A 24,115-nucleotide genomic window follows, 5' to 3' on the forward strand; every position below is an offset into this window, starting at 1 on the left:
AAAAAACCGGTTCTCCGAAAATTAAAAAATCAGTTGAATGTTTTGCCTTCGGCCACCAAGCGTGCCAACAAAGGCGCGGGTTGCCAGAACTGGGCGTCGTCGTGGGGGTTCTTGGCAAAGCGCTTCATGGCTTCGGCCACGTTGAACAAACCAATCGTGTCGGCATAAACCATGGGGCCACCGCGCCACAGCGGGAAGCCATAACCGGTCAGGTAAACCATGTCGATGTCGCTGGCCTTGCTGGCAATGCCTTCTTCCAGAATGTGTGCAGCTTCGTTGACCAAAGAGAACACCAGACGTTGCACGATTTCTTCGTCTGAAATCTTGCGGGGCGTGATGCCCAAAGCGGCACGGTGCTTTTCGATCATCTCCACAACGACAGCGCTGGGGATCGCATCGCGCTTGCCGGTTTGGTAGTCGTACCAGCCTGCGCCCGTCTTTTGACCGTAACGGCCCATTTCACACAACAAGTCAGCGGTTTTGCTGTACTTGAGGTTGGGCTTTTCGGTGTAGCGACGCTTGCGGATAGCCCAACCAATGTCATTGCCCGCCAAGTCGCCCATGCGGAATGGGCCCATGGCAAAACCGAACTTCTCGACGGCCTTGTCCACCTGTGCGGGTGTGCAACCTTCTTCGATCAAGAAACCGGCTTGGCGGCTGTACTGTTCGATCATGCGGTTGCCGATGAAACCATCACACACGCCAGACACCACCGAAGTCTTCTTGATTTTTTTACCGATGGCCATCACGGTGGCCAGCACGTCTTTGCCCGTCTGAGCGCCGCGCACCACTTCCAGCAATCGCATCACGTTGGCGGGGCTGAAAAAGTGCATGCCCACCACGTCTTGTGGACGCTTGGTGAAGCTGGCGATCTTGTTCACGTCGAGTGTGGAGGTGTTGGACGCCAAAATAGCGCCAGGCTTCATCACGCGGTCGAGTTCTTTGAAGACGGCTTCTTTCACGCCCATTTCTTCAAACACCGCTTCGATCACCAGATCGGCTTGGCCAATGTCGTCATAGCTCAGCGTGGTGGTCAACAGCGCCATGCGCTCGTCGTACTTCTCTTGCTTGAGCTTGCCTTTTTTGACCTGGGCTTCGTAGTTCTTGCGGATGGTGGCCACGCCACGGTCCAGCGCGTCTTGCTTCATCTCCAGCATCTTGACCGGGATGCCCGCGTTCAGGAAGTTCATGGAAATGCCGCCACCCATGGTGCCTGCACCAATGACGGCGATGCTCTTGATGTCACGTTTTGGCGTGTCATCGGGCACATCCGGGATCTTGCTGGCAGCGCGGTCGGCGATGAAGATGTGACGCAGCGCGCGGCTTTCGGGCGTCAACATCAGGTTCATGAAAATCTCACGCTCAAAGACCATACCGTCTTCAAACTTCTTCTTGGTCGCAGCTTCGACCGCGTCCACGCATTTGGCTGGCGCTGGCAGGTTTTTGGCCATGCCCTTGACCATGTTTCGGGTGAACTGGAAGTACGCATCGCCTTGCACATGCTTGCAGGGCAAGTTGCGCACCAGAGGCAATGGCGAACCATCGGCATGGCCAGCAGCCACTTTGCGGGCCAGGGCCAAGGCCTCTTCAGGCAAGCTCTCAGCCGATTGGGCCATGGCATCAAAGAGCTTTTGACCAGGCAACATGGCCAGCATTTCGCTCTTGATGGCTTCGCCACTGACGATCATGTTCAGCGCCGCTTCCACGCCAATCACACGCGGCAAGCGCTGCGTGCCACCTGCACCGGGGATCAAGCCCAGCTTGACTTCGGGCAAGGCAATCGAAGTGCCTGGTGCTGCAATGCGGTAATGGCAACCCAAAGCCAGCTCCAAGCCGCCGCCCATGGCGACCGAGTGGATGGCCGCCACAACGGGCTTGGCCGATTTTTCGCAAGCGGTGATCACGCTCAGCAAATTGGGTTCTTGAATCGCTTTGGGCGAGCCAAATTCACGGATGTCGGCCCCCCCCGAAAAGGCTTTGCCACCGCCTGTGATGACGATGGCTTTGACAGCCGCGTCGTTGTTGGCTTTTTCCAGCCCGTCGGTGATGCCGACGCGGGTGGACAGACCCAAACCGTTGACGGGCGGGTTCATCAGGGTGATGACCGCGACATCGCCATGCACTTTGTATTCAGCTGTCATGCTGGACTTCCTTTGCGTGAAAAGTTAAAAAAGAACGACCGTTCGTTTTTTGGCATTGTAGACACAAAAAACACAGCCCAAACAAAATTTTGTCGCTCTTGAGACGGCCTAAAAGGTCGGCACAAACAGGGCGACAGGGTCCTGAAAAATCAAACCTCCAGCCACTCTTTGCGGATGTAAGTGTTGGCCCGCAACTCTTCAGGGGTGCCTTGAAAAACGATGGCCCCATGGCCCATGACAAGCGCTCGGTCAGAAATGCTCATGGCAATGGTCAACTTTTGCTCGATCAACAAAACCGACACCCCTTTGGCTTTCAAGCTTTGGAGGTATTGCCCCACCAACTCGACGATTTTGGGGGCCAGGCCCTCGGTGGGCTCGTCGATGATGATCAAGTCAGGATCACCCATGAGGGTGCGGCATAGGGTCAGCATTTGCTGCTCACCCCCCGACAACACGCCGGCTTCGGTGTGCTCACGCTCTTTCAGACGCGGGAACATGGCAAACATGTCGTCAAACGACCAGCGGCCATTTTGACCGCTGCGTTTTTGCCCCAATTGCAGGTTTTGGTGCACCGTCAGTTTAGGAAAGATGTCTCTGTTTTCAGGCACATAGCCCAAACCCAAGTGGGCGATTTCATAGGCCTTTTTGCCTTGTATCGGCTGGCCTTTCCAGTCGATGCGCCCCTGGCACTCCACCAAACCCATGATGGCCTTGGCGGTGGTGGATCGGCCAGAGCCATTGCGCCCAAGCAGCGCCACAATCTCGCCTTTCCCGACCTCGAATCCGACGCCATGCAAGACATGGCTTTTGCCGTAATAAGCGTGAAGGTTGTCTATCTGCAGCATCAATGGCCTCCTGCTTGGCTGTCTGCAACCGGTGAGCCCAGGTAGGCTTCTTGAACTTTGGCATTGGCCCGAACGGCTTCCGGCGTGTCAAAAGCGATCACTTCGCCATACACCACCACCGCGATCTTGTCGGCCAAGCCGAACACCACACCCATGTCGTGCTCCACCGTGAGCAAGGTTTTGCCCACCGTGACTTCTTTGATGAGTTGGATGAAACGCGAGGTTTCGCTCTTGCTCATGCCCGCCGTGGGTTCGTCCAGCAAGATGACATCGGAACCACCGGCGATGGTCACGCCGATTTCCAGCGCCCTTTGCTCGGCGTACGTCAGGTTCACCGCCAGAACGTCGCGTTTCTTGTCCAAACGAATCATCTCCAGCAGCTGGTCGGTGCGTTCGTTGGCATCTTTCAGACCCGACAAAAACTTGAAGAAGCTGTACTTGTAGCCCAAGCTCCACAGCACAGCGCAACGCAGGTTCTCAAACACGCTCAACTTGGGAAAGATGTTGGTGATTTGAAAACTGCGCGACAAACCCATGCGGTTGATCTCGTAGGGGGTTTTGTATTGGATGGCTTGGCCATTCAGCAAAATATCCCCGCTGGTCGGGCCAAAGCGCCCGCTGATCAGGTTGAACAAGGTCGACTTGCCAGCCCCGTTGGGGCCAATCACAGCCACACGCTCACCGGGCGCAACCGCCAGGTTCACACCCCGGATGATTTCGGTCTTGCCAAAGTTCTTGCGAAGATCTTTGAGTTCAAGGGCGTAGGTACTCATACTGCGGTCTCCCGGCGCTTGATTTCTTTTTCAATGTCCGTTTGGATCTCGCCCCAGTCGCGCGCAAACTGACGACGCGCCAACTCGAACAGGCCCAAGCCTGTGAGCATCACAAAAGCCGATCCAAACCAGCTGTCCAAACTCTTGGCGTTCAAGGTGGCGCCCATGAATTTGACTGTGTCACCCAAGGCCGTGTTGAGTTGCAGGTGGTAGACCATCTCGATCATGGCCCCTGCGCCCGCCAGCATGACGATCGCGGTGAGGCCCAGACCCAGGTAACTGGCCCAGATTTGTCGCAGCTTGCCAAACTTGGCCACCCGCAGGTTCATCATGATCAAGCTGGCAATGCCGCCTGGGGCATACATCACCATGAACAAGAAGACCAGACCCAGGTACAACAACCAAGCCTTGGTCAGCTCAGACAGCAGCACAAAGGCGATGATCATCAAAATCGCACCGATGATGGGGCCAAAAAAGAAGGTCGCACCGCCCAAAAAGGTGAACAGCAAATAAGCGCCTGAGCGCCCTGCCCCGACCACCTCGGCTGTCACGATCTCAAAGTTGAGTGCGCCCAAGCCGCCAGCAATGCCGGCAAAAAAACCCGCAATGATGAACGCCATGTAACGCACACGCTGGGTGTTGTAACCAATGAACTCCACGCGCTCAGGGTTGTCGCGCACCGCATTCAAAATGCGGCCCAGCGGCGTTTGTGTAAAGGCGTACATCAGCGCCACACTCACGAAGGTGTAAGCGGCGATCAGGTAGTACACCTGAATTTGGGGGCCATAATTGATGCCAAAAAAGGCCTCACCCGCCACCCGGTTGCCCGAGACGCCCGCCTCGCCGCCAAAAAACTCCGAGAACATGAGCGACATGGCAAACACCAACTCGGCCACGCCCAGCGTGATCATGGCAAAAGGGGTGCCCGATTTGCGGGTGGTCACCCAGCCCAGCAAGATGGCAAAGCCCATGCCTGCCAAGCCACCCACAATCGGCAAGAGACTGACAGGAATGTGAAGCTTTCCTCCACTCACGGCATTGAGAGCATGAATGGCCATGTAAGAGCCCAGCCCGGTATAAACCGCGTGGCCGAAACTCAGCATGCCGCCCTGGCCCAGCAAAATGTTGTAGGACAGGCAGGCAATGATGGCAATGCCCATTTGCGCCAACATGGTCACTGACAGGTTGCTGGTGAATACCAGCGGCGCAGCCAACAGAACCAAGGCAAACAGGCCCCAAATGACCCAGCGGCCCACGTTGTATGGTTTAAATTTGTAAACAGCAGCCATGTCTTAACCCTCGCGTGTGCCCAAAAGACCCTTTGGCCGGAAAATCAAAATCAACACCAGGAACAAATAGGGCAGGATAGGTGCCACTTGAGACAGCGTGAGCTTGGCAAACGAGTTTTCCTGCGTGGCAGCTGACAAGGCCCATCCCATATCTTTGGCGAGGGTCAGGAAGGAGTAGTCAATGGCGACTGCAAAGGTCTGGATGACACCAATCAGCACCGAAGCCAAAAACGCGCCAGAGAGGGAACCCATGCCGCCTACAACGACCACCACAAATATGACCGATCCCACTGTGGCCGCCATGGCGGGCTCCGTCACAAAGGTGCTGCCGCCAATAACGCCTGCCAAACCGGCCAGGCCCGTTCCGGCACCAAACACCAACATGAACACACGAGGGACGTTGTGGCCGAGAGACTCCACCATTTCGGGGTGTGTCAAGGCGGCCTGAATGACCAATCCAATCCGTGTGCGCGTGAGCAAGAGCCACAAAGACACAAGCATGAGAAGAGCCACCAGCATCATGAACCCGCGTGTGGCCGGAAACGGCGAACAAACCACGCGAATGGTGGCATCGGCTGCGCTGCACATTTCTGCAGGTGCAGCACCCCAAACGAGTGACAAACCCTGAACAGAATGGTTGATCAATGTGAATGCTGAACTTCGCAATATCTCGGGCGGTGGGAAATCCACCGCAGTTCGTCCCCAGACGAGTTGAACCAACTCGAGGGCCACATAAGACAAGCCAAAAGTCACCAGCAGTTCGGGCACATGGCCAAATGGGTGCACTTTGCGCAAAGTGACTCGCTCAAACAATGCACCACAAGCCCCAACCAGCAAGGGGGCCACAACCAAAGCGGGCCAAAACCCGATCCACCCGGTGAGGGTGTAACCGAAATAGGCCCCAATCATGTAAAAGCTGGCGTGCGCAAAGTTGAGCACACCCATCATGCTGAAAATCAGCGTCAACCCGGAGCTGAGCATGAAGAGCAACAGTCCGTAACTGAGACCGTTGAGCATGGAGATGATGAAAAACTCCATAAGAAACTTTCCAGGCCTTTTCTTGGCCTAACTGCGTTACCGAAAGTGGGCCGACATGTCAGTCGCCCCGCACCACAAAATCGAGCCCAAAGCCCACAAAAAAGCCCGACGAACCTTGGGTTGATCGGGCCTTGACCCTGAGTGGGGCGGTCTTGGAAGACCGCCCGCTACAAAACCGGTTTTATCCCGGACGCTTCATCTGGCAGCTGGTCGGCGTGCTCGACACATACGATGGGAATTCTTTGACAGGCGCCAAAGTCATGCCGGTGTTTTCAGGGCTGTAGGGATACTTCTTGTCTGCTTTTTGCCAAACAGTCATGTAGAGAGGCTGCTGCAACTGGTGGTCGGCCTTGCGGATTTCCACTTCACCGTTGAAGTTTTTGTACTTCAGTCCGCCCATGGCAGCCGCCACTTTTGCAGGCTCAGTTGACTTGGCCTTGGCCATGGCTTCGCCAAGCGCGCCGAAGATGCTGATGACAGAACCCGTGTAGAAGTCATCGTTAAACTTGGTCTTGAATTCGCCCATCCATTTGCCAATATCACCACCCATGTTGTAGTGGTTGTAGGCAATTTGGTAGACCCGGCCAGCGCCACTTTGTCCCAAAGCAGTGGGGGTTCCTGTGACGCCCGTGTAGTAGGTGTAGAACTTACCGGTGTAACCCGCTTCATTGGCTGCTTTTACGAGCAATGACAAATCAGAGCCCCAGTTTCCCGTGATCACGGTGTCAGCGCCAGAAGCTTTGATCTTGGCGATGTAAGGGGAAAAATCGCGAACTTGGGCCAAGGGATGCAGGTCTTCGCCGACGATCTGAACATCGCTGCGCTTGCGTGCAAGGTTTTCTTTGGCAAATTTAGCAACCTGCTGACCGTGAGAGTAATTCTGGTTAAACAGGTAGACCTTCTTGACGTCCTTGTCGTCTTTCATGAAGGTCGTCATGGCTTCGATCTTCATGGAGGTATCGGCATCAAAGCGGAAGTGCCAATAGCTGCACTTGCTGTTGGTGAAATCAGGATCCACCGCAGCGTAATTCAAGAAAATGATTTCCTTTCCAGGATTACGCTCGTTGTGCTTATTGACCGCTTCAATCAAAGCGCCTGCCACAGAAGAACCATTGCCCTGTGCGATGTAACGCACGCCTTGGTCCATCGCCGCTTTCAAAGCGTTCAAACTTTCAGCTGGACTGAGTTTGTTGTCGAAAGAAACCATTTCGAACTTGACACCTGCCGGGTTGTTGGCCCCACTGAATTTCTCAGCAAAAAACTGAAAACTCTTGAGCTGGTTGCTGCCCACTGGCCCCATCAGACCCGAAAGAGGATCGATGTGGGCAATTTTGACGGTCTCACCTTTTTGGGCAAAAGCGCCCATGGAACATGCGGCCAAAGCGGCTGCAGCGATCAAACGGGTTGCGGTTTTCATTCAAAGTCTCCTGCTTAGTAAATCTGAACACCATCAGCGTAACCGCTGATCCGACAAATGCGCTCGGGGTTTGCACCTAAGCCATATCGCCCACGCGACTCAAGAGCCGCGCGAACGGGCCTTGATTCAGAGGCCGGGCAGCACGTAATCGGCCAATTGCTCACGCAAACGCGTCTTGAGCATCTTGCCAGTGCCACCTAAGGGAATGGCATCCACAAAGACCACGTCGTCCGGAATTTGCCACTTGGCGGTTTTGCCTTCGTAAAAAGCAATCAAGGCGTCGCGGCTGACCTCAGCGCCCGGTTTTTTGACCACACACACAATGGGCCTTTCGTCCCATTTGGGGTGGCGCATGCCGATGCAAGCCGCCATGGCCACGGCTGGGTGGGCCATGGCGATGTTTTCAATGTCGATCGAGCTGATCCACTCACCACCCGACTTGATGACGTCTTTGCTGCGGTCGGTGATTTGCATGAACCCATCGGCATCGATGGTGGCCACATCGCCTGTGGGGAACCAGCCATCGACCAAGGGGCTTGAGCCTTCTTGTTTGTAATAGGCAGCAATCACCCAAGGACCTTTGACCATCAAATCGCCCGCGGCCTTGCCGTCGTGCGGCAAATCACGGCCTTCGGCATCCACGATCTTCATGTCAATGCCAAAAATGCAGCGGCCCTGTTTCAAGCGCAGCTTCATTTGCGCTTCAGCCGGCAACTTCAGGTGCTTGTTTTTCAGGGTACACACCGTGCCCAGCGGGCTCATTTCGGTCATCCCCCAAGCGTGCAGCACATCCACTTGGTAGTCCTCGCGGAAGGCGTCGATCATGGCAGGCGGGCAGGCCGAACCACCGATCACGGTGCGGTTGAGCTGGCTGAATTTCAAGCCTGCAGGTTTCATGTGGCCCAGCAGCATTTGCCAAACCGTAGGCACGCCTGCAGCAAAGGTCACGCCCTCGGCTTCGATCAGTTCATAGACCGATTTGCCGTCCAAGGCGGGGCCCGGGAACACCAACTTTGAGCCCGCCATGGCCGCGCTGTAGGGAATGCCCCAGGCATTGACGTGGAACATGGGGACCACGGGCAAGATGGCATCGCGGGCCGAAATGCACATGGAGTCGGGTAATGCGGCCGCATAAGCGTGCAGTACTGTGGAGCGGTGGCTGTACAAAGCGCCCTTGGGGTTGCCCGTGGTGCCGCTGGTGTAACAAAGGCTGCAGGCCGTGTTCTCGTCGAGTTGGGGCCAGGTGTAAGTGGTCGGCTGGCTGCCCATCCATGCCTCGTAACTGACCAAGTTGGGAATGCCCGTGTCTTGCGGCAACTTGTCGGCATCGCACAAGGCCACATAGTGGGTCACCGTCTTGCAATGCGGATGCAAGGCTTGAACCAGAGGCAAAAATGTCATGTCGAAGCACAAGACTTGGTCTTCTGCATGGTTGGCGATCCAAGCCATTTGTTCGGGGTGCAAACGCGGGTTGATGGTGTGCAACACGCGACCAGAGCCGCTCACGCCAAAGTACAACTCCAAATGCCGATAGCCGTTCCAAGCCAGGGTGGCGATGCGCGCACCTTGCGGCACGTTTTGGCCATCCAAGGCGTTGGCCACTTGGCGCGAACGCTTGGCCACTTGGGCCCAGTCGCTGCGGTGGATGTCGCCCTCCACCCGGCGCGAAATGACTTCGCTGTCCCCGTGGTGCTTTTCAGCAAAATCAATCAAGGTAGAAATCAGCAGCGATGGCTGTTGCATCAGTCCCAGCATGGGTTGGTCTCCAGTTTGTAAGGGGTCAAGCGGGTCATTGTGCACCGCGTGGCCAAGCGCAGACTGCCCCCCAATCCCCCTAAAACCCGCAAAACCCCGGGTCCTTGTCAAGGACGTGACAATCAAGACATGTCACTTGCCCCATCGCAATCCCCTGCCAACGCCCCCCAAGACCCGTCTGTGCTGAACTGGACAAACCGCTTGACCCAATTGGGGCCTCGGTTTTTCACACACCTGCAACCCTCTCCCGTGGCGGCGCCCCGCTGGGCTGCTTGCAACGAAGCCTTGCGTACTGAGCTGGGTTGGCCAGCCCAAATCTTTGACGAAGAACACCTGCAAGCCTTGGCGGGCAATGCGCTGATGCGGGGCTCTCAGCCATTGGCCACCGTCTACAGCGGTCACCAGTTTGGCCAATGGGCCGGGCAATTGGGGGATGGCCGTGCCATCTGGCTGGGCGAAGCGCAGTCATCCCAAGGCCCACAAGAAATTCAACTCAAAGGCGCAGGCCGCACACCCTATTCGCGTGGCGGTGATGGTCGGGCGGTGTTGCGCTCCAGCATCCGCGAGTATTTGTGCAGCGAAGCGATGCACGGCCTGGGCATTCCCACCACCAGGGCGTTGAGCTTGGTGGCTTCGCCCGAGCCCGTTCGGCGCGAAACCCTCGAAACCGCGGCCATCGTGGCCCGGGTAGCCCCGAGCTTTTTGCGCTTTGGGCACTTCGAGCACTTTGCTGCGCAAGGCGATACGGAAAGCCTTCGGCTTTTGGCTGACCACGCCCTGCTGCATCACCTGCCCGAATGCCAAGAACGCGCTGAGCGGTGGCAAGGCAATCTCTACGCGGCTTTGCTCGATGTGGTTCAAGAACGCACCGCCCGGCTGATCGCTCAATGGCAAGCCGTGGGCTTTTGCCACGGCGTGATGAACACCGACAACATGAGCCTGTTGGGCCTGACGATTGACTATGGACCTTTCCAGTTCATGGACGGCTTTGACCCCGCCCACATTTGCAACCACTCCGACCACCAAGGCCGCTACGCCTATGGACGCCAACCCAATGTGGCGTATTGGAATCTGTATTGCCTAGGCCAAGCTTTGTCGCCCTTGATCGACGACCAAGACATGACCCTGCAGGTTTTGGAGGGCTACAAGAGCCTGTTCCCCAGAGCCATGGGCGACGCCATGCGGGCCAAGCTGGGGCTGGTGGGCGATTGGGCCCCCGAATCTGACAGAGAAGCCGACTGGACCTTGGTGGAAGACCTGATGCAGCTCATGGCGGCCGAAAAAGTGGATTTCACCCTGTTTTGGCGGCAATTGAGCCAAGCGGTGGTGCAGAAATCGACCGCATCGACTTTGACCGATGCGGGCTGGAGCTTGGTCACCGACCTGGTGCTGGACCGCCCTCGCCTGCTGGCTTGGCTGGCACGCTACACCACCCGCGCAGGCCAGCCCAATTTTGCGGCCATGGGGCAGCACATGGTAAAAACCAACCCCAAATTTGTGCTGCGTAACCACTTGGCCGAAGTGGCGATACGACAAGCCCAAACGGGCGACTTCTCTGAAATCGACACACTTTACAACTTGTTAAAGTCACCTTTCGAAGAGCACCCGGGCTTTGAAGCCTATGCCGACCTGCCGCCCGACTGGGCGGGTCAACTGGAAATCAGCTGTTCATCATGACCAAAATTCACAAAACCGACTCTGAGTGGCGCGAGCTGCTCGCCGCCAAAGGCGCGGAACCCGTGGCCTATGCCGTGACACGCCAAGCCGCCACCGAGCGCCCCTTCACCGGCAAATACGAGGGCCACTGGTCCAGCGGCATTTACCGATGCATCTGCTGCGACGCCGAACTCTTCAAATCGGACACCAAATTTGACGCGGGTTGTGGCTGGCCCAGCTTTTCGCAAGCCTCAAACGATGGCGCAATCGAAGAACGTGTGGACACCAGCCATGGCATGCGCCGGGTCGAAACCGTCTGCGCCCAATGTGGCGCACACCTGGGCCATGTGTTCGAAGATGGCCCAGCCCCAACAGGTTTGCGCTACTGCATGAACTCCGCTTCGTTAGACTTCGAGGCCTCTTGACCGAACACGGTGGCCCACCAAGCGGTGCCGCCTTTGCCAGAATCCCATGAAATTCATCCTCGACTTTTTCCCCATCCTGCTGTTTTTCGGCGCTTACAAGCTGGGCGACATCTACACCGCCACCGCCGTGCTGATGGGGGCCACTGTGATCCAAACCGCCCTGATTTATAAGATGGACGGCAAGTTGCAGACCATGCACAAGATCACGCTGGTTTTGGTCTTGGGCTTTGGCGCACTCACTTTGGGCTTGCACGACGAGCGCTTCATCAAGTGGAAACCGACGCTCTTGTATTCGGGGCTGGCCATCGCATTGGCTGTGGCCCATTGGTTTTTGAAAAAGAACTTTTTACACATGTTGCTGGGCCAGCAGTTGCAGCTGCCCCAAGCCGTGTGGAACCGGCTCAATCTGTCATGGATGCTCTACTGCGTGTTCATGGCCGCCATCAACGGTTATGTGGCGCACTACTTCAGCACCGAAGACTGGGTGAACTTTAAGCTCTGGGGCTATGCGTTCCCGGTGGTCTTTATTTTGGGGCAAGGCCTGTACATCTCGCGTTTTTTACCCAAAGACGAGGACAAGCAGCCATGAACACGAACGCTAACACCATCGCCTTACCCTTGAGCGCCCAAATCCACGCCCGCCTGACCGAGCGCCTGCAACCCACCGCGCTGCGCGTGGTGGACGAAAGCGCCGCACATGCTGGCCACATGGGCGCCAACGACAGCGGTGTCGGCACCCACATGCGGGTGTCGATTGCTTCCCCTTTGTTTACCGGTATCTCCCGCGTACAGCGTCATCGCCTTGTGTATGATGCGCTGCAAGATTTCATTGACCAAGGCTTGCATGCCTTGGCCATCGAACTGATCTGAATCGGGTTGTCACCCCTTGGTGACAACCCCTTTTTTTGAACCTTTCTTTACCCTTCACTTGAACCTGACTCCACGTCATTGAGGAAATAACGATGAAAAAGCAAATGCTCAGCGCCGCCTTGGTGGCCTTGCTCGCAGTCCCCGCCCTGGCGCAAAACTTGGCCGTGGTCAACGGCAAACCGGTGCCTTCTTCCCGCGTCAAAGCCCTGCAGCAACAAGTGGAAGCTTCCGGCCGCCCAGTGACGCCTGAAGTGCTGGCCCAGATCAAAGAAGAGCTGATCGCCCGCGAAATCTTCATGCAAGAAGCCAAAAAGCGCGGCTTGGATGCTTCTGACGACTTCAAAGTCCAGATCGAATTGGCCCGCCAGACCATCTTGATTCGCCAGTTGTTTGCGGACTTCCAAAAGAAGAGCCCCGTGACGGATGCCGACATCCAAGCCGAATACGACAAATTTGTCGCAGCCAACGGTGGCAAGGAATACCGTGCCCGCCACATCTTGGTGGAAAAGGAAGACGAAGCCCAAGCCCTGATCGCCGAGATCAACAAGGGTGCCAAGTTCGAAGACTTGGCCAAGAAGGCTTCCAAGGACCCCGGTTCTGGCGCCAACGGGGGTGACCTCGATTGGGCCGCGGCAGGCAGCTACGTGCCAGAGTTTTCCGGTGCCATGGTGAAATTGGCCAAGGGCCAAATGACCGACACGCCCGTCAAGAGTCAGTTTGGCTTCCACATCATCCGTGTGGACGACGTGCGTGAAGCGCAATTGCCTAAGTTGGAAGAAGTCAAACCTCAGATTTCTCAGCAGCTGCAACAACAAAAGCTCAGCACCTTCCAAGAAGGTCTGCGCGCCAAAGCCAAGATCCAGTGATCTGGTCTTTGACCCTTTGAAAAACGCGACTTCGGTCGCGTTTTTTGTTTTCTAGTGATCTGTGGTTCTGTAGTCAAAAGGCATGGGTGCGGGCTGGGGTTCAGAGGCGCTTCGCTTTGCCACATCACCCCACCCCGCACCCAAGCCTTATGTTAAGCGTCTCTGGAGGGCGCACCCCCAAATGCCGGAGCCCTCAGCCCCGGCATGTCTTGGATAACTACCACCCGAAGGCAGCGCTGCAGGTCACACCTGCACCAGAACCACGAACACCCACGCCCTGAAGCGGTGGGCACTGGGCGGGGCGATGTGGCAAAGCGAAGCGCCTCTGAGCCCCGGCCAGTGCCCGCCGATTCAGGGCTCCCCCGATGCTGAAGGGTGTCCCATGAGATAAATGACACAAGCTGGGATAATCCCAGCCCATGCAGCCTCACCACCTCGAACTCCTCGCCCCAGCCCGCACCTTTGACATCGGCATCAAAGCCATCAACCATGGCGCCGATGCGGTCTACATTGGTGGCCCGTCTTTTGGGGCACGCTCCACGGCGGACAACAGCATTCAGGACATTGCCAAGCTGGTGCAATACGCCCACCGTTTTCACAGCCGCATTTTTGTCACGCTCAACACCATCTTGCGCGACGATGAGTTGGAAGGCGCACGCAAACTGGCTTGGCAGCTGTACGACGCGGGTGTGGACGCGCTGATCGTCCAGGACATGGGGCTGCTGGAGATCGACATGCCACCGATCCAGCTGCACGCCAGCACCCAAACCGACATCCGCACGCCCGAAAAAGCCAAGTTCTTGCAAGACGCGGGTTTGAGCCAGATCGTGTTGGCCCGCGAGCTGACACTGCCACAAATCGCAGCCATCCGCGATGTGATCGACACCGAGCGCACCGTGATCGAGTTTTTTGTACACGGTGCTTTGTGCGTGGCCTACAGCGGGCAGTGCTTCATCAGCCACGCCCACACGGGCCGCAGCGCCAACCGGGGTGACTGTTCACAAGCCTGTCGCCTTCCCTACGAAGTGAAAGACGCACAAGGCCGCATCGTGGCGCACGACAAGCATGTGCTGAGCATGAAGGACAACAACCAGAGCGAGAACCTGCGCGATCTGGTGGATGCGGGCATCCGCAGTTTCAAGATCGAAGGCCGCTACAAGGACATGGCCTATGTGAAAAACATCACGGCCCATTACCGCAAGCTGTTTGATGAAGTGCTGACCGAGCGCCCCGAGCTGGCTGCCTCTTCGCATGGCCGCAGTACCTTTAGCTTCGAACCCGATCCGAACCAGAACTTCAACCGCGAGTTCACCGACTACTTTGTGCAAGGCCGCAAAGAAGACATTGGCGCGTTCGACACGCCTAAAAACCCCGGCCAACCCATTGGCTGGGTCAGCAAGGTCACGGCTGAGCACGTTGAGATCACCACCGACGACCCGGGCACCGAGCTGCACAACGGTGATGGCCTGTGCTACTACGATCTGCAAAAGGAGCTGGTGGGCCTTCAGATCAACCGGGCCGAAGCAGCCAAGGCCAAAGGAGTGTGGAAGCTTTTCCCTAAAGACCCAATGGACGGCTTCAAGGACTTGCGCCCAGGTGTTCAGGTCAACCGAAACCGTGACATGAGCTGGGTGCGCACCCTGGACAAAAAATCCTCCGAGCGCCGCATGGGTGTGTGGATGCAACTGGCAGAAAACAACGATGGCCTGCAACTGACCCTGACCGACGAGGTCGGCCTCAGCGGCACGGCGCACATGGCCATCGCCTGGCAAGCCCCCAAAGATCCGGCCCAAGCCGAGGACAAACTCAAAACCGCCTTGGGCAAATTGGGCGACACCCTTTTTGAGCCGCTGGATGTGCAAGTGGCCCTGCCCCGCCCTTGGTTTGTGCCGCCTTCACAACTCAACGCCTTGCGCCGCGATGCCGTGCAAGCCCTGGAAGCCGCCCGCTCGGCAGGCCTGCACCGCCTGCCGCGTGCAGTGCCTGTGGAACCACCCGTGGCCTACCCCGAAGACACACTCACCTATTTGGCCAATGTGTTCAACCAAAAAGCCCGCGACTTTTACGCCAAACACGGCGTGAAAGTGATTGATGCGGCCTATGAAAGCCAGGAAGAGTTGGGTGAAGTCAGCCTCATGATCACCAAGCACTGCGTGCGTTTCAGCTTGAGCCTGTGCCCCAAACAGGCCAAAGGCGTGACCGGCGTGCAAGGCACGGTGAAAGCCGAGCCCATGCAACTCATCAACGGCAAAGAAAAACTCACCCTGCGCTTTGACTGCAAACCCTGCGAAATGCATGTGGTGGGCAAGATCAAGAAGTCGGTGCTGAACGCTGTGCCTGAAAGCCCGGTTCAGTTTTACAAGTCACGGCCTGTGGTGGGCTTGCACTGATCAGCGCAACAAATTGACCAAGGCTTGCCCTTTGGCATCCCGGTAAACATCGAAGTCTTGGTCGATCGACACCACATGCCGAATGCCCAAACGTTCGGCGGCTTCCGCGATCGAGGCGTCAGCCAAGTCCAGCGGCAAAGTGGCAAAGCGTTGGCAAATGGCCAACACGCTGGTCAAGCTCCACTCGGCAGGACTGTCCAACTGCACCGCGCCGCGCTGCACCCACTGCAAAAAGTCAAGCGCGGCGTCGTTGTGGATGCGCCTTGCCAACAGGGCGCACACCTCGGTCAAAACGGGCCAAGTGCTGTGCAGACGCAACTGCGGCTGTGCTTGGAGTAAGGCCAAAGTAGGCGCATGCCATTTGTCACTGCGATTGAACAAGGCCAGCAAAGGGCCGCTGTCGATGAGGGCGTCTTGCACGGGTAAATTGCGCAAGTAAAGCGCATGGGGCTCTTGGACAGCAAGCGGTCGTTTTTCCACGCGGGTCATGAACGCCGTCCCTGCTTGCCTTCCCACACATCCACCAGCTGGGTTTTACGGGTTTCGGCCAAATCCTCTTTTCCTGCAAATCGCCCAAAAACGCCCTCGCCCAAGGCAAAAGCCGATGCGGTGACTGCAGGCTGCGCTAAATATGCGGTAAGGGCATCGCGCATGACTTCACTGATGCTGCGGCCTTCTTGCGCGCATCGCTGGCGAAGGGATTTTTCTAAAGGGTCGGGCAGTTTGACGGTGGTGGTCATGGCATTTTCTCGCGTAATAAATTTATTATTACCGATCAAATCACCCATGTAAAGCCCACCATCAGTCCAGCCAATCCCAAGACTGCAAACGGTAGTCCCCGTCGAGCTGTCGCCACACGGTCACGTTGACGTTTTTAGGGACGCCGTCCAGTGTCACTTGAAGCTGTAACTGAAAGTTGAGGCCAGCCACCACCTGCTGGCGGGCTTGGGTCACTTCTTTGAAAAGCACACGCGCCTTGTGTTGAACTGCAAAAGTTTGCACCGCAAAGCGGGCAGCTTCTTGCACATCGGGGTTGAAAGCGTCGGCTGGGGCCCATACACCCACCTTGGCTTGAGCGAGAGGAACATCCGCAGTCTTGTCGGGGCTGCACGCACTGACGCAAGCCAAAGCCAAGAAAAACAAGACTTTCAGCAAAGTCGATTCCAATCTCTCAGCCCAGCGGTTTGAAAAGTTCGTTCAAATCCGACTCGCCAAACAGCGGCTCTTTGCGTTGCACTGCGCCCGAATACATGTTTTGCGCCAGTTGGGCTTTGCGCTCTTGCAGGGCCAACATGCGTTCTTCAATTGTGCCTTGGGCCACCAGTTTGAGCACCCAGACACTTTGCGTTTGACCAATACGGTGGGCACGGTCAGTGGCTTGGTTTTCCACGGCGGGGTTCCACCATGGGTCGTAATGGATGACGGTGTCGGCCTGAGGCAGGTTCAGACCCACACCACCCGCCTTCAGGCTGATCAGGAACAGCGGAACTTGCCCGCTGGTGAACTGGTCAATGATGGCGTCGCGGTTTTTGCTTTGGCCCGTGAGCTTGACCCAAGGGATGCCCAGGCGCGGCAGCTCTTGCTCGATCAAGCCCAGCATTTGGGTGAACTGCGAGAACAGCAAAATTTTGCGGCCCTCGGCCACCATCTCGGGCAGCATGTCGAGCAACTGCTCCAGCTTGGCCGATTGCTGCACCTGACTGGCCGCGCCCAATTTGAGCAGGCGCGGGTCGCAACACACTTGGCGCAGCTTGAGCAGCGCATCCAGAATCGTGATTTGCGATTTGGCCAAGCCCTGCGCGTTCAGCGCGTCGCGCACGGTTTTTTCCATGCCCAAACGGATGGTTTCGTACAGGTCCGCCTGTTGGCCTTGCAGCGGCACAGGCATGAGCGTTTCGATTTTGGGTGGCAACTCGCTGGCCACCACGTCTTTGGTGCGGCGCAGCATGAAGGGCGTGATGCGCTTGCGCAGCTGGTCCATTTTTTCGCTGTTGCCTTGGCGCTCGATGGGGTTGCGAAACAACTCACCAAAGCGTTTTTGGCTGCCCAAAAAGCCCGGCATCAAAAAGTGGAAAAGGCTCCACAGCTCACCCAAGTGGTTTTCCATGGGCGTGCCCGACAGGCACAGGCGGTGGCGTGCTGGAATGTCGCCCACGGTTTGCGCGGCGTAGGTGTTGGCGTTTTTGATGTTTTGCGCTTCGTCCAGAACCAACAAGTGCCAGTCGATGGCCAGCCAAAGATCACGGTCGCGGTGCAGCAAAGAGTAAGGCGTGAGCACGATGTCAAAACCAATGAGGTCTTGCGCGGTCTCATGCCGCAAGAGGCCGTGGTGAATGTGGGTGCGCAGACTGGGGCAAAAGCGAGCCGCTTCACGTTGCCAATTGCCCAGCAAGCTCACAGGGGCCACGATCAGCGCAGGCTGCGTGAGGCGACCGGCTTCCTTTTCGGTCAGGATGTGCGCCAGCGTCTGCAGGGTTTTACCGAGGCCCATGTCGTCGGCCAAAATGCCGGCCAATTGGTGGGTGCGCAAAAACTGCAACCAATTCAAACCCTGCTGCTGGTAGGGACGCAAAGTGGCTTGCAAGCTGGCAGGCACACTGACTTCGGGCAAGCTTTCCAGGCCCCGCATTTGTTGCACCAGACCCATCAGGCTTTGGGCACCAGCCCAGGCCACACCTTCACCCAAAGAGGCGGCGGTGCGCAGGGCTTCAAGTCGGGACAGGCGCAGCTCGTCACCGCTCCAATCATGGCCGCGCTCGGAGACCAACTCCATGAGCGTGGTCAGCCAAGGCTCGATCTTGGCGGTGGGCAGCTTAACAAAGCCGTCTCCCTGCAAGTCGGGCAGGTACAAAAAAGGCGGCAAGGCGGCCTTCTCACCCTCGGCCGTCGCGCTGCTGATTTTCGCGAGCGTCGTCAAAATGCTGGGCACCCAAGGCAAGATGTTCACGCGTTTGCCGTCGATGTCCATGCCCAAAGACAGGTCAAACCAGGGCGAAGTTTCTGGCGCTTCATCGTCACTCGACAAATCGATGTGCACGTCGTCAGCCTGGCGCAACCAGGGGGTAGCGCCCGATATGAAATTCACGTCCAGACCCGCTTGGCGCAACGACGCAAAGTCGTTTTCGATCCACTCCAGCCAGGGCTGCTGCGATTGCTCGGGCGGCAACACCAGCATGTTGGCGTCGAAAGCGACCAGCCCCAGAGCAGCGAGCGTATCCCCAACTTTTCGCTCAGCGGGTATGTCCCGCAGCAACATGCGCGCCTGTAGGCCCTGCCCCACCAAGACGCGGTGTTGGGAACCCGGCCAAAAGCCGCGGTGTCCGTCGTAATCAAAGGTCAACTCAGCCATAAACAGGCCTTGCAAACCACGGTCTGCGGGGTGCACGGGTGCGATGTCGAGGATGGCACGGGGCTTGACGTCCCGGATTTCGGGCATCTTCTGGATCACGGGCGGCAAAGGCACGGGACCCAAACGCTCCAGCAACTGGTTTTGAAACTTGAACGCCACGCTTTCGGGCAAAACCGGTGAATTGGACAAAACCTGCAACTCGTTCGCCGAGAGGCCTTGTGTGTCCAAGGGGCCGCAAAGGCCTTGCACCGTGTCCATGAAAAATGGCGGCTGGTTCAACCCGTACACCACGCCTGGGCGCAGTGCTTGCATGCTCAACTGCCAGCCATCGGGCAAGTTGTCTTGGCCCTTGACCTCGCGCCACGTCCCCACCAAAGCTTCGGGCGTTTCTTGCCAGCGCAAGGCGATGCCATCGTCGGACACCAATCGTCCGGTTTGGCTGCACAGCTGCAACAACAACTGGCCCGGCATGCCGTGCAGCTTGACCTCGCTTTGAAAACCGTAAGAGCTGAAACTGCTGGCTGCGGGACAGGCCTTCAACAGGTCAAAAATATCGCGGTCCAGCGGACTGCTGGTTTGCCAGATCGGGTCGTGCGGCGAAGGTTCGTTGCTCAGCTTTTTGGCTTTGCCCCATTCGCCGTTGCGCTTTTGCGCGGCCCGTTTCACAGCCAAGTGAAACAAAGGCTTGTACGCGGTTTGAACGACCGACAGGCTGTAGACAAACTGGTCATGGGTGCTGCCGGGCAACGCATAAGCAGCCGGTCCATTGGCGTTTTCCAAGCGGGTCAGCCAATCACGCACCTGGTATTCGGCTTGGCTCAGGGCCCGCTCTTTTTCCATTTGCGATCGGCGCTCGAGGACCTCGGCCGAAGGACCGTCCGGCCCCCAATCGTTGAGCAGGGCCACGCCTTGCATGGAGGCCAAGATGCCCAAAGCCGCACCGTGTTTGCAGTAACGCCCCACCGGACAGGTGCAGCCGCTGCGCCACTCGCTCAGGTTACCGCCCGCGCTCACGCGCAGTTCGGCATTGACCGAATAGGGGTGTGCATCGTTGCCTTGCACTTGGCCCTGCAAACGCCAGCCGTCGCCGTCCGGGGTCAGCTGAGAAGACAAGACTTTGTCTTGCAAATACAAAGTGGTGCCGCGTGACCAGGCACCCTGGTCAAAGTAAAAGGCCAGTTGCGAAGGCGGAAACCACTGAGCCGGGTTGGTGGACTTCATGCTTGACAGATCAGCCCACCCACTTGCGGGCGTTTTGCCACAAGCGCAGCCAAGGGCTGGTGGAAGCGATGTCACCACTCGTCCAGCTCATCTGCACATTGCGGAACACGCGCTCGGGGTGCGGCATCATGGCCGTGAAACGTCCGTCGGCGGTGGTCACCGCAGTCAAACCGCCAGCGCTGCCGTTGGGGTTAAAGGGATACTGTTCGGTGGCTTGGCCATGGTTGTCCACAAAGCGCATCGCGCCAAGTGCCTGCGCTGCGTTACCCCGGTGCTTGAAGTTGGCAAAGCCCTCGCCGTGTGCCACGGCAATCGGCAAGCGGCTGCCCGCCATGCCTTGCAAGAACAGACTTGGCGACTTCAGCACTTCGACCATCGACAGACGCGCTTCGAAGCGCTCGCTCTGGTTGGTGGTGAAGCGCGGCCAAGCTTCGGCGCCGGGGATGATGTCGGCCAGCTCGGCAAACATCTGGCAGCCGTTGCACACGCCCAGACCAAAGGTGTCAGTGCGGCCAAAGAAGCCTTTGAACTGATCCGCCAGCGCGGGGTTGAAAGTGATGCTGCGCGCCCAGCCGATGCCCGCGCCCAGCGTGTCGCCGTAGCTGAAACCGCCACAAGCGACCAGGCCCTGGAAGTCGGCCAAGTTGGCGCGGCCCGATTGCAGGTCGGTCATGTGCACGTCGTGCGACTCGAAGCCTGCTTTGTGGAAGGCGTAGGCCATTTCCACATGCGAGTTGACGCCCTGCTCACGCAGGATCGCCACTTTGGGGCGCGACAAATTCAAGAACGGCGCGGCCACGTTGTCAGTCGGGTCAAAACTCAACGCCACATGCATGCCGGGGTCATCAGCGCGGCCAGCGGCAGCATGTTCGGCGTCGGCGCAAGCGGGGTTGTCGCGCTGCTGGCAAATCTTCCAGCTCACGCTGTCCCAAACCTGGTGCAGGTCTTCCAGCTTGGCGGCAAACACCTCTTTGGTGTCGCGCCAGATGCTGAGTTCGCCCACGCCTTTTTGGATGGTCGATTGCACGGGACGGGTCTTGCCGATCACATGCGTGTGCTTGGACAGGCCATGTTCACGCAGGGTTTGAATCACCGCGTTGCGCTCGGACGTGCGCACTTGCAGCACCACGCCCAGCTCTTCATTGAACAAGGCTTTGAGGGTGAGTTCATCGCGGCGGGCGCTGACCTGGCCTGCCCAGTTCTTGGCGTCGCCGTGATCAGCGCGGCTGTCGGTGATGCCGTCGCCTTCGGTGACCAGCATGTCCACATTGAGCGCCACGCCCACATGACCGGCAAAAGCCATTTCGGCCACAGCGGCCAGCAAGCCGCCATCGCTGCGGTCGTGGTAAGCCAGGATCTGGCCCTGACTGCGCAAGGTGTTGATGGCCTTGACCAAATTCACCAGGGCTTGCGGCTCTTCCAGATCGGGCACGCTGTCGCCAAACTGGCCCAGCACTTGGCCCAGCACGCTGCCGCCCATGCGGTTACGGCCTTGGCCCAGATCGATCAGCAGCAGGCTGGTGTCATCGGTTTTTGCGTCCAGCTGCGGCGTGAAAGTGCCCCGCACGTCAGGCAGGCTGGCGAAGGCGGTGATGATCAGGCTGACGGGCGAGGTGACTTTGCGGGTCTCACCGTCGGAACTTGAATCGCCCTTCGGTACGGTCCACTGCGTGCGCATCGACAAGCTGTCTTTGCCCACCGGGATCGAGATGTCGAGCGCCGGGCACAGCTCCATGCCCACGGCTTTGACGGTTTCATAGAGTGCCGCGTCTTCGCCCGGCTCGCCGCAAGCGGCCATCCAGTTGGCAGACATCTTGACGCGGGGCAGCTCGATCGGTGCCGCCAGCAAATTGGTGATGGCCTCGGCCACAGCCATGCGTCCGGACGCTGCGGCGTTGAGCGAGGCCAGCGGTGTGCGCTCGCCCATGCTCATCGCTTCGCCCGCAAAGCCTTGGTAATCGGCCAGGGTAACGGCCACATCGGCCACGGGCACTTGCCAAGGGCCGACCATTTGGTCGCGGTGCGTTAGGCCACCCACGGCGCGGTCGCCGATGGTGATCAAAAAGCGCTTGGATGCCACGGTGGGGTGGCTCAGCACGTCGATCACGGCCTTTTGCAAACTCACGGCCGTCAGGTCCATCGCGGGCGACTTGCGCTCCACGGTGGTCACGTCGCGGTGCATCTTGGGCGGCTTGCCCAGCAGCACGTCCATGGGCATGTCCACGGGCGACTCATGGCCTTGGTCTTCCAGCACCAATTGGCGCTCATCGGTCGCCACGCCAATCACCGCAAACGGGCAGCGCTCGCGCTCGCAAAAAGCGGTGAACTGCGCCAAAGACTCGGGCGCGATCGCCATCACATAGCGTTCCTGGCTCTCGTTGGACCAAATTTCTTTGGGCGACAGGCCAGACTCTTCGAGTTTGACGGCGCGCAAATCGAAGCGTGCGCCCCGGCCTGCGTCGTTGGTCAGTTCAGGGAAGGCGTTGGACAAACCACCCGCGCCCACGTCGTGGATAGCGAGGATCGGGTTGTGGGCACCCTGCGCCCAGCAGTGGTTGATGACCTCTTGCGCCCGGCGCTCGATCTCGGGGTTGCCGCGCTGCACCGAGTCAAAGTCGAGGTTGGCGGCGTTGGTGCCGGTGGCCATGGAACTGGCCGCGCTGCCGCCCATGCCGATGCGCATGCCGGGGCCGCCCAGCTGGATCAGCAAGCTGCCCGCAGGGAATTCGATCTTTTTCGTTTGCCCGGCGTCGATCTGTCCCAGACCGCCCGCGATCATGATGGGCTTGTGGTAGCCACGTACCACGCCGTCCACCGTTTGTTCGTATTCGCGGAAATAGCCCAACAAGTTGGGGCGACCAAACTCGTTGTTGAAGGCCGCGCCACCCAAAGGGCCTTCGGTCATGATCTGCAGCGGGCTGGCGATGTGTTCGGGCTTGCCGCCCGCTTGGTCGGACATGCCGCCCCAAAGCTTGGAAACGGTAAAACCGGACAAACCCGCTTTGGGCTTGGAGCCGCGACCGGTCGCGCCTTCGTCACGGATTTCGCCGCCCGCGCCGGTCGATGCGCCGGGGAAAGGGGAAATCGCGGTCGGGTGGTTGTGGGTCTCGACCTTCATCAGCACATGGTGAAAGGCCTCTTCGGCTTGGTAAGCAGCGCCCTGCTCCCCCGTGCGAGCGACAAAGCGCTCAACCGTGTGGCCTTCCATCACCGAAGCGTTGTCCGAATAGGCCACCACCGTGTGCTGGGGGCTCAGCTGGTGCGTGTTGCGGATCATGCCGAACAGACTCTTAGGCTGGGCCACGCCGTCGATGGTGAACTCGGCGTTGAAAATCTTGTGGCGGCAGTGCTCGCTGTTGGCCTGCGCGAACATCATCAGCTCCACATCAGTGGGGTTGCGTTGGAGGCCCGTGAAGGCTTTGACCAAGTAATCGATTTCGTCATCGGCCAGCGCCAGACCCCAATCCTTATTAGCGTCCACCAGTGCCGCGCGACCTCCGACCAACACGTCTACATGCGCCATGGGTGCAGGTTCGAGAGCCGTGAACAAGGCCGCCGCATCGTCCCGACTGGGCATGGCCGACTCGGTCATGCGGTCGTGCAGCACAGCGGCCACCTGACCCAGTTGCTCGGCGCTCAATTTGGCGGTGCCCAGCAAGCCAGATTTCATCACCAAGCGGTATTCGGTCAGGCGCTCCACGCGGCGCACCTCAAAACCGCAGTTGTGGGCAATGTCGGTGGCTTTGGAGGCCCAAGGTGAAACCGTTCCGATGCGGGGACTCACGACGATCAAGGGGCCATCGATCGGGCCTGTGTAAGGCTCGCCGTACGTCAGCAATGCCGCAAGCGTCTGCTTTTGAGAATCAGCCAAAGGGGCAACAGTCGCCACCAAATGCACAAAACGGGCCGAAATGCCCAAGATTTGTGGCGAAATGGCCGCCAATCGCGGCAAAAGTTGGGCAATGCGAAAGTCGCTGAGGGCGCTGGCGCCTTCAAAAGTCGTGATGTGCAGGGACACGGGGTGGCCTTGTAAAGAGACGGAAAACCGTAACGCCGGGGCCGCTGACTGGGGCTGGCCGA

At 58.3% G+C, this 24,115-nt stretch carries 18 protein-coding genes; 6 read left to right on the top strand and 12 right to left on the bottom strand.

Annotated features, from left to right (window positions below; all coding sequences use genetic code 11):
* Nucleotides 1-29: 29 nt before the first annotated feature.
* From B9Z40_RS00190 to B9Z40_RS00220, 7 genes are all read right to left on the bottom strand, one after another.
* On the bottom strand, nt 30-2,141 hold the full coding sequence (locus B9Z40_RS00190; protein ID WP_100171338.1) for a 3-hydroxyacyl-CoA dehydrogenase NAD-binding domain-containing protein: 2,112 nt from the start codon (nt 2,139-2,141) through the stop codon (nt 30-32).
* Nucleotides 2,142-2,290: 149 nt separating this feature from the next.
* On the bottom strand, nt 2,291-2,986 hold the full coding sequence (locus B9Z40_RS00195) for an ABC transporter ATP-binding protein (RefSeq protein WP_100171339.1): 696 nt from the start codon (nt 2,984-2,986) through the stop codon (nt 2,291-2,293).
* The gene (locus tag B9Z40_RS00200; protein WP_100171340.1) at nt 2,986-3,759 is read right to left on the bottom strand and encodes an ABC transporter ATP-binding protein; all 774 of its coding nucleotides are present in this window, start codon (nt 3,757-3,759) and stop codon (nt 2,986-2,988) included. Before B9Z40_RS00200 ends, B9Z40_RS00195 begins: the two co-directional genes overlap by 1 nt.
* Nucleotides 3,756-5,048 carry a branched-chain amino acid ABC transporter permease gene (locus B9Z40_RS00205; RefSeq protein WP_100171341.1) on the bottom strand — a complete coding sequence of 431 codons (1,293 nt, stop codon included), beginning with the start codon at nt 5,046-5,048 and terminating at the stop codon, nt 3,756-3,758. Before B9Z40_RS00205 ends, B9Z40_RS00200 begins: the two co-directional genes overlap by 4 nt.
* Before the next feature lie 3 nt (nt 5,049-5,051).
* A complete protein-coding gene (locus B9Z40_RS00210; RefSeq protein ID WP_100171342.1) occupies nt 5,052-6,086 on the bottom strand; it encodes a branched-chain amino acid ABC transporter permease in 1,035 nt (344 codons plus the stop codon).
* Between the two features lie 181 nt (nt 6,087-6,267).
* A complete protein-coding gene (locus B9Z40_RS00215) occupies nt 6,268-7,503 on the bottom strand; it encodes a branched-chain amino acid ABC transporter substrate-binding protein (protein WP_100171343.1) in 1,236 nt (411 codons plus the stop codon).
* 126 nt (nt 7,504-7,629) lie between these two features.
* Nucleotides 7,630-9,258: a 3-(methylthio)propionyl-CoA ligase gene (locus B9Z40_RS00220; protein ID WP_100171344.1), complete on the bottom strand. Its 1,629-nt coding sequence runs from the start codon at nt 9,256-9,258 to the stop codon at nt 7,630-7,632.
* A 129-nt stretch (nt 9,259-9,387) separates the two neighbouring features.
* On the opposite strand from B9Z40_RS00220, the gene B9Z40_RS00225 reads away from it, so the two are divergent.
* From B9Z40_RS00225 to B9Z40_RS00250, 6 genes are all read left to right on the top strand, one after another.
* Entirely contained in the window at nt 9,388-10,935 is a 1,548-nt protein-coding gene (locus B9Z40_RS00225; protein WP_100172820.1) for a YdiU family protein, read from the top strand.
* Nucleotides 10,932-11,339 (top strand): peptide-methionine (R)-S-oxide reductase MsrB, encoded by a 408-nt coding sequence (gene msrB, locus B9Z40_RS00230; RefSeq protein ID WP_100171345.1) that lies wholly within the window; start codon nt 10,932-10,934, stop codon nt 11,337-11,339. The genes B9Z40_RS00225 and msrB overlap by 4 nt, the downstream gene beginning before the upstream one ends.
* Nucleotides 11,340-11,385: 46 nt before the next feature.
* The gene (locus tag B9Z40_RS00235) at nt 11,386-11,928 is read left to right on the top strand and encodes a septation protein A (protein ID WP_100171346.1); all 543 of its coding nucleotides are present in this window, start codon (nt 11,386-11,388) and stop codon (nt 11,926-11,928) included.
* Nucleotides 11,925-12,209 carry a BolA family transcriptional regulator gene (locus B9Z40_RS00240; RefSeq protein WP_100171347.1) on the top strand — a complete coding sequence of 95 codons (285 nt, stop codon included), beginning with the start codon at nt 11,925-11,927 and terminating at the stop codon, nt 12,207-12,209. Before B9Z40_RS00235 ends, B9Z40_RS00240 begins: the two co-directional genes overlap by 4 nt.
* A gap of 92 nt (nt 12,210-12,301) precedes the next feature.
* A complete protein-coding gene (locus tag B9Z40_RS00245) occupies nt 12,302-13,075 on the top strand; it encodes a peptidylprolyl isomerase (protein ID WP_100171348.1) in 774 nt (257 codons plus the stop codon).
* A gap of 419 nt (nt 13,076-13,494) precedes the next feature.
* Entirely contained in the window at nt 13,495-15,465 is a 1,971-nt protein-coding gene (locus B9Z40_RS00250) for a U32 family peptidase (RefSeq protein WP_100171349.1), read from the top strand.
* Here B9Z40_RS00250 and B9Z40_RS00255 read toward each other — a convergent pair whose 3' ends face one another.
* From B9Z40_RS00255 to purL, 5 genes are all read right to left on the bottom strand, one after another.
* Nucleotides 15,466-15,954 (bottom strand): type II toxin-antitoxin system VapC family toxin, encoded by a 489-nt coding sequence (locus tag B9Z40_RS00255; protein WP_100171350.1) that lies wholly within the window; start codon nt 15,952-15,954, stop codon nt 15,466-15,468. It abuts the gene before it with no gap.
* Entirely contained in the window at nt 15,951-16,205 is a 255-nt protein-coding gene (locus B9Z40_RS00260; RefSeq protein WP_158238039.1) for a CopG family transcriptional regulator, read from the bottom strand. The genes B9Z40_RS00255 and B9Z40_RS00260 overlap by 4 nt, the downstream gene beginning before the upstream one ends.
* A gap of 61 nt (nt 16,206-16,266) precedes the next feature.
* Nucleotides 16,267-16,620 carry a cystatin domain-containing protein gene (locus tag B9Z40_RS00265; RefSeq protein WP_158238040.1) on the bottom strand — a complete coding sequence of 118 codons (354 nt, stop codon included), beginning with the start codon at nt 16,618-16,620 and terminating at the stop codon, nt 16,267-16,269.
* 16 nt (nt 16,621-16,636) lie between these two features.
* On the bottom strand, nt 16,637-20,035 hold the full coding sequence (locus B9Z40_RS00270) for a DEAD/DEAH box helicase (protein ID WP_100171353.1): 3,399 nt from the start codon (nt 20,033-20,035) through the stop codon (nt 16,637-16,639).
* Nucleotides 20,036-20,045: 10 nt separating this feature from the next.
* A complete protein-coding gene (purL, locus tag B9Z40_RS00275) occupies nt 20,046-24,053 on the bottom strand; it encodes a phosphoribosylformylglycinamidine synthase (protein ID WP_100171354.1) in 4,008 nt (1,335 codons plus the stop codon).
* Nucleotides 24,054-24,115 lie beyond the last annotated feature (62 nt).

Source organism: Limnohabitans sp. 15K (genome assembly GCF_002778285.1).
Classification (GTDB): Bacteria; Pseudomonadota; Gammaproteobacteria; order Burkholderiales; family Burkholderiaceae_C; genus Limnohabitans_A.

Excerpts from the sequence above, each read along its gene's own strand:
- B9Z40_RS00205 (WP_100171341.1), bottom strand. The coding sequence starts at position 5,048 with ATGGCTGCTGTTTACAAATTTAAACCATACAACGTGGGCCGCTGGGTC.
- B9Z40_RS00210 (WP_100171342.1), bottom strand. The coding sequence starts at position 6,086 with ATGGAGTTTTTCATCATCTCCATGCTCAACGGTCTCAGTTACGGACTG.
- B9Z40_RS00190 (WP_100171338.1), bottom strand. The coding sequence starts at position 2,141 with ATGACAGCTGAATACAAAGTGCATGGCGATGTCGCGGTCATCACCCTG.
- B9Z40_RS00215 (WP_100171343.1), bottom strand. The coding sequence starts at position 7,503 with ATGAAAACCGCAACCCGTTTGATCGCTGCAGCCGCTTTGGCCGCATGT.
- B9Z40_RS00225 (WP_100172820.1), top strand. The coding sequence starts at position 9,388 with ATGTCACTTGCCCCATCGCAATCCCCTGCCAACGCCCCCCAAGACCCG.
- B9Z40_RS00235 (WP_100171346.1), top strand. The coding sequence starts at position 11,386 with ATGAAATTCATCCTCGACTTTTTCCCCATCCTGCTGTTTTTCGGCGCT.
- B9Z40_RS00260 (WP_158238039.1), bottom strand. The coding sequence starts at position 16,205 with ATGACCACCACCGTCAAACTGCCCGACCCTTTAGAAAAATCCCTTCGC.
- B9Z40_RS00245 (WP_100171348.1), top strand. The coding sequence starts at position 12,302 with ATGAAAAAGCAAATGCTCAGCGCCGCCTTGGTGGCCTTGCTCGCAGTC.
- B9Z40_RS00255 (WP_100171350.1), bottom strand. The coding sequence starts at position 15,954 with ATGACCCGCGTGGAAAAACGACCGCTTGCTGTCCAAGAGCCCCATGCG.
- B9Z40_RS00200 (WP_100171340.1), bottom strand. The coding sequence starts at position 3,759 with ATGAGTACCTACGCCCTTGAACTCAAAGATCTTCGCAAGAACTTTGGC.
- B9Z40_RS00240 (WP_100171347.1), top strand. The coding sequence starts at position 11,925 with ATGAACACGAACGCTAACACCATCGCCTTACCCTTGAGCGCCCAAATC.
- B9Z40_RS00270 (WP_100171353.1), bottom strand. The coding sequence starts at position 20,035 with ATGAAGTCCACCAACCCGGCTCAGTGGTTTCCGCCTTCGCAACTGGCC.
- B9Z40_RS00195 (WP_100171339.1), bottom strand. The coding sequence starts at position 2,986 with ATGCTGCAGATAGACAACCTTCACGCTTATTACGGCAAAAGCCATGTC.
- B9Z40_RS00220 (WP_100171344.1), bottom strand. The coding sequence starts at position 9,258 with ATGCTGGGACTGATGCAACAGCCATCGCTGCTGATTTCTACCTTGATT.
- msrB (WP_100171345.1), top strand. The coding sequence starts at position 10,932 with ATGACCAAAATTCACAAAACCGACTCTGAGTGGCGCGAGCTGCTCGCC.
- B9Z40_RS00250 (WP_100171349.1), top strand. The coding sequence starts at position 13,495 with ATGCAGCCTCACCACCTCGAACTCCTCGCCCCAGCCCGCACCTTTGAC.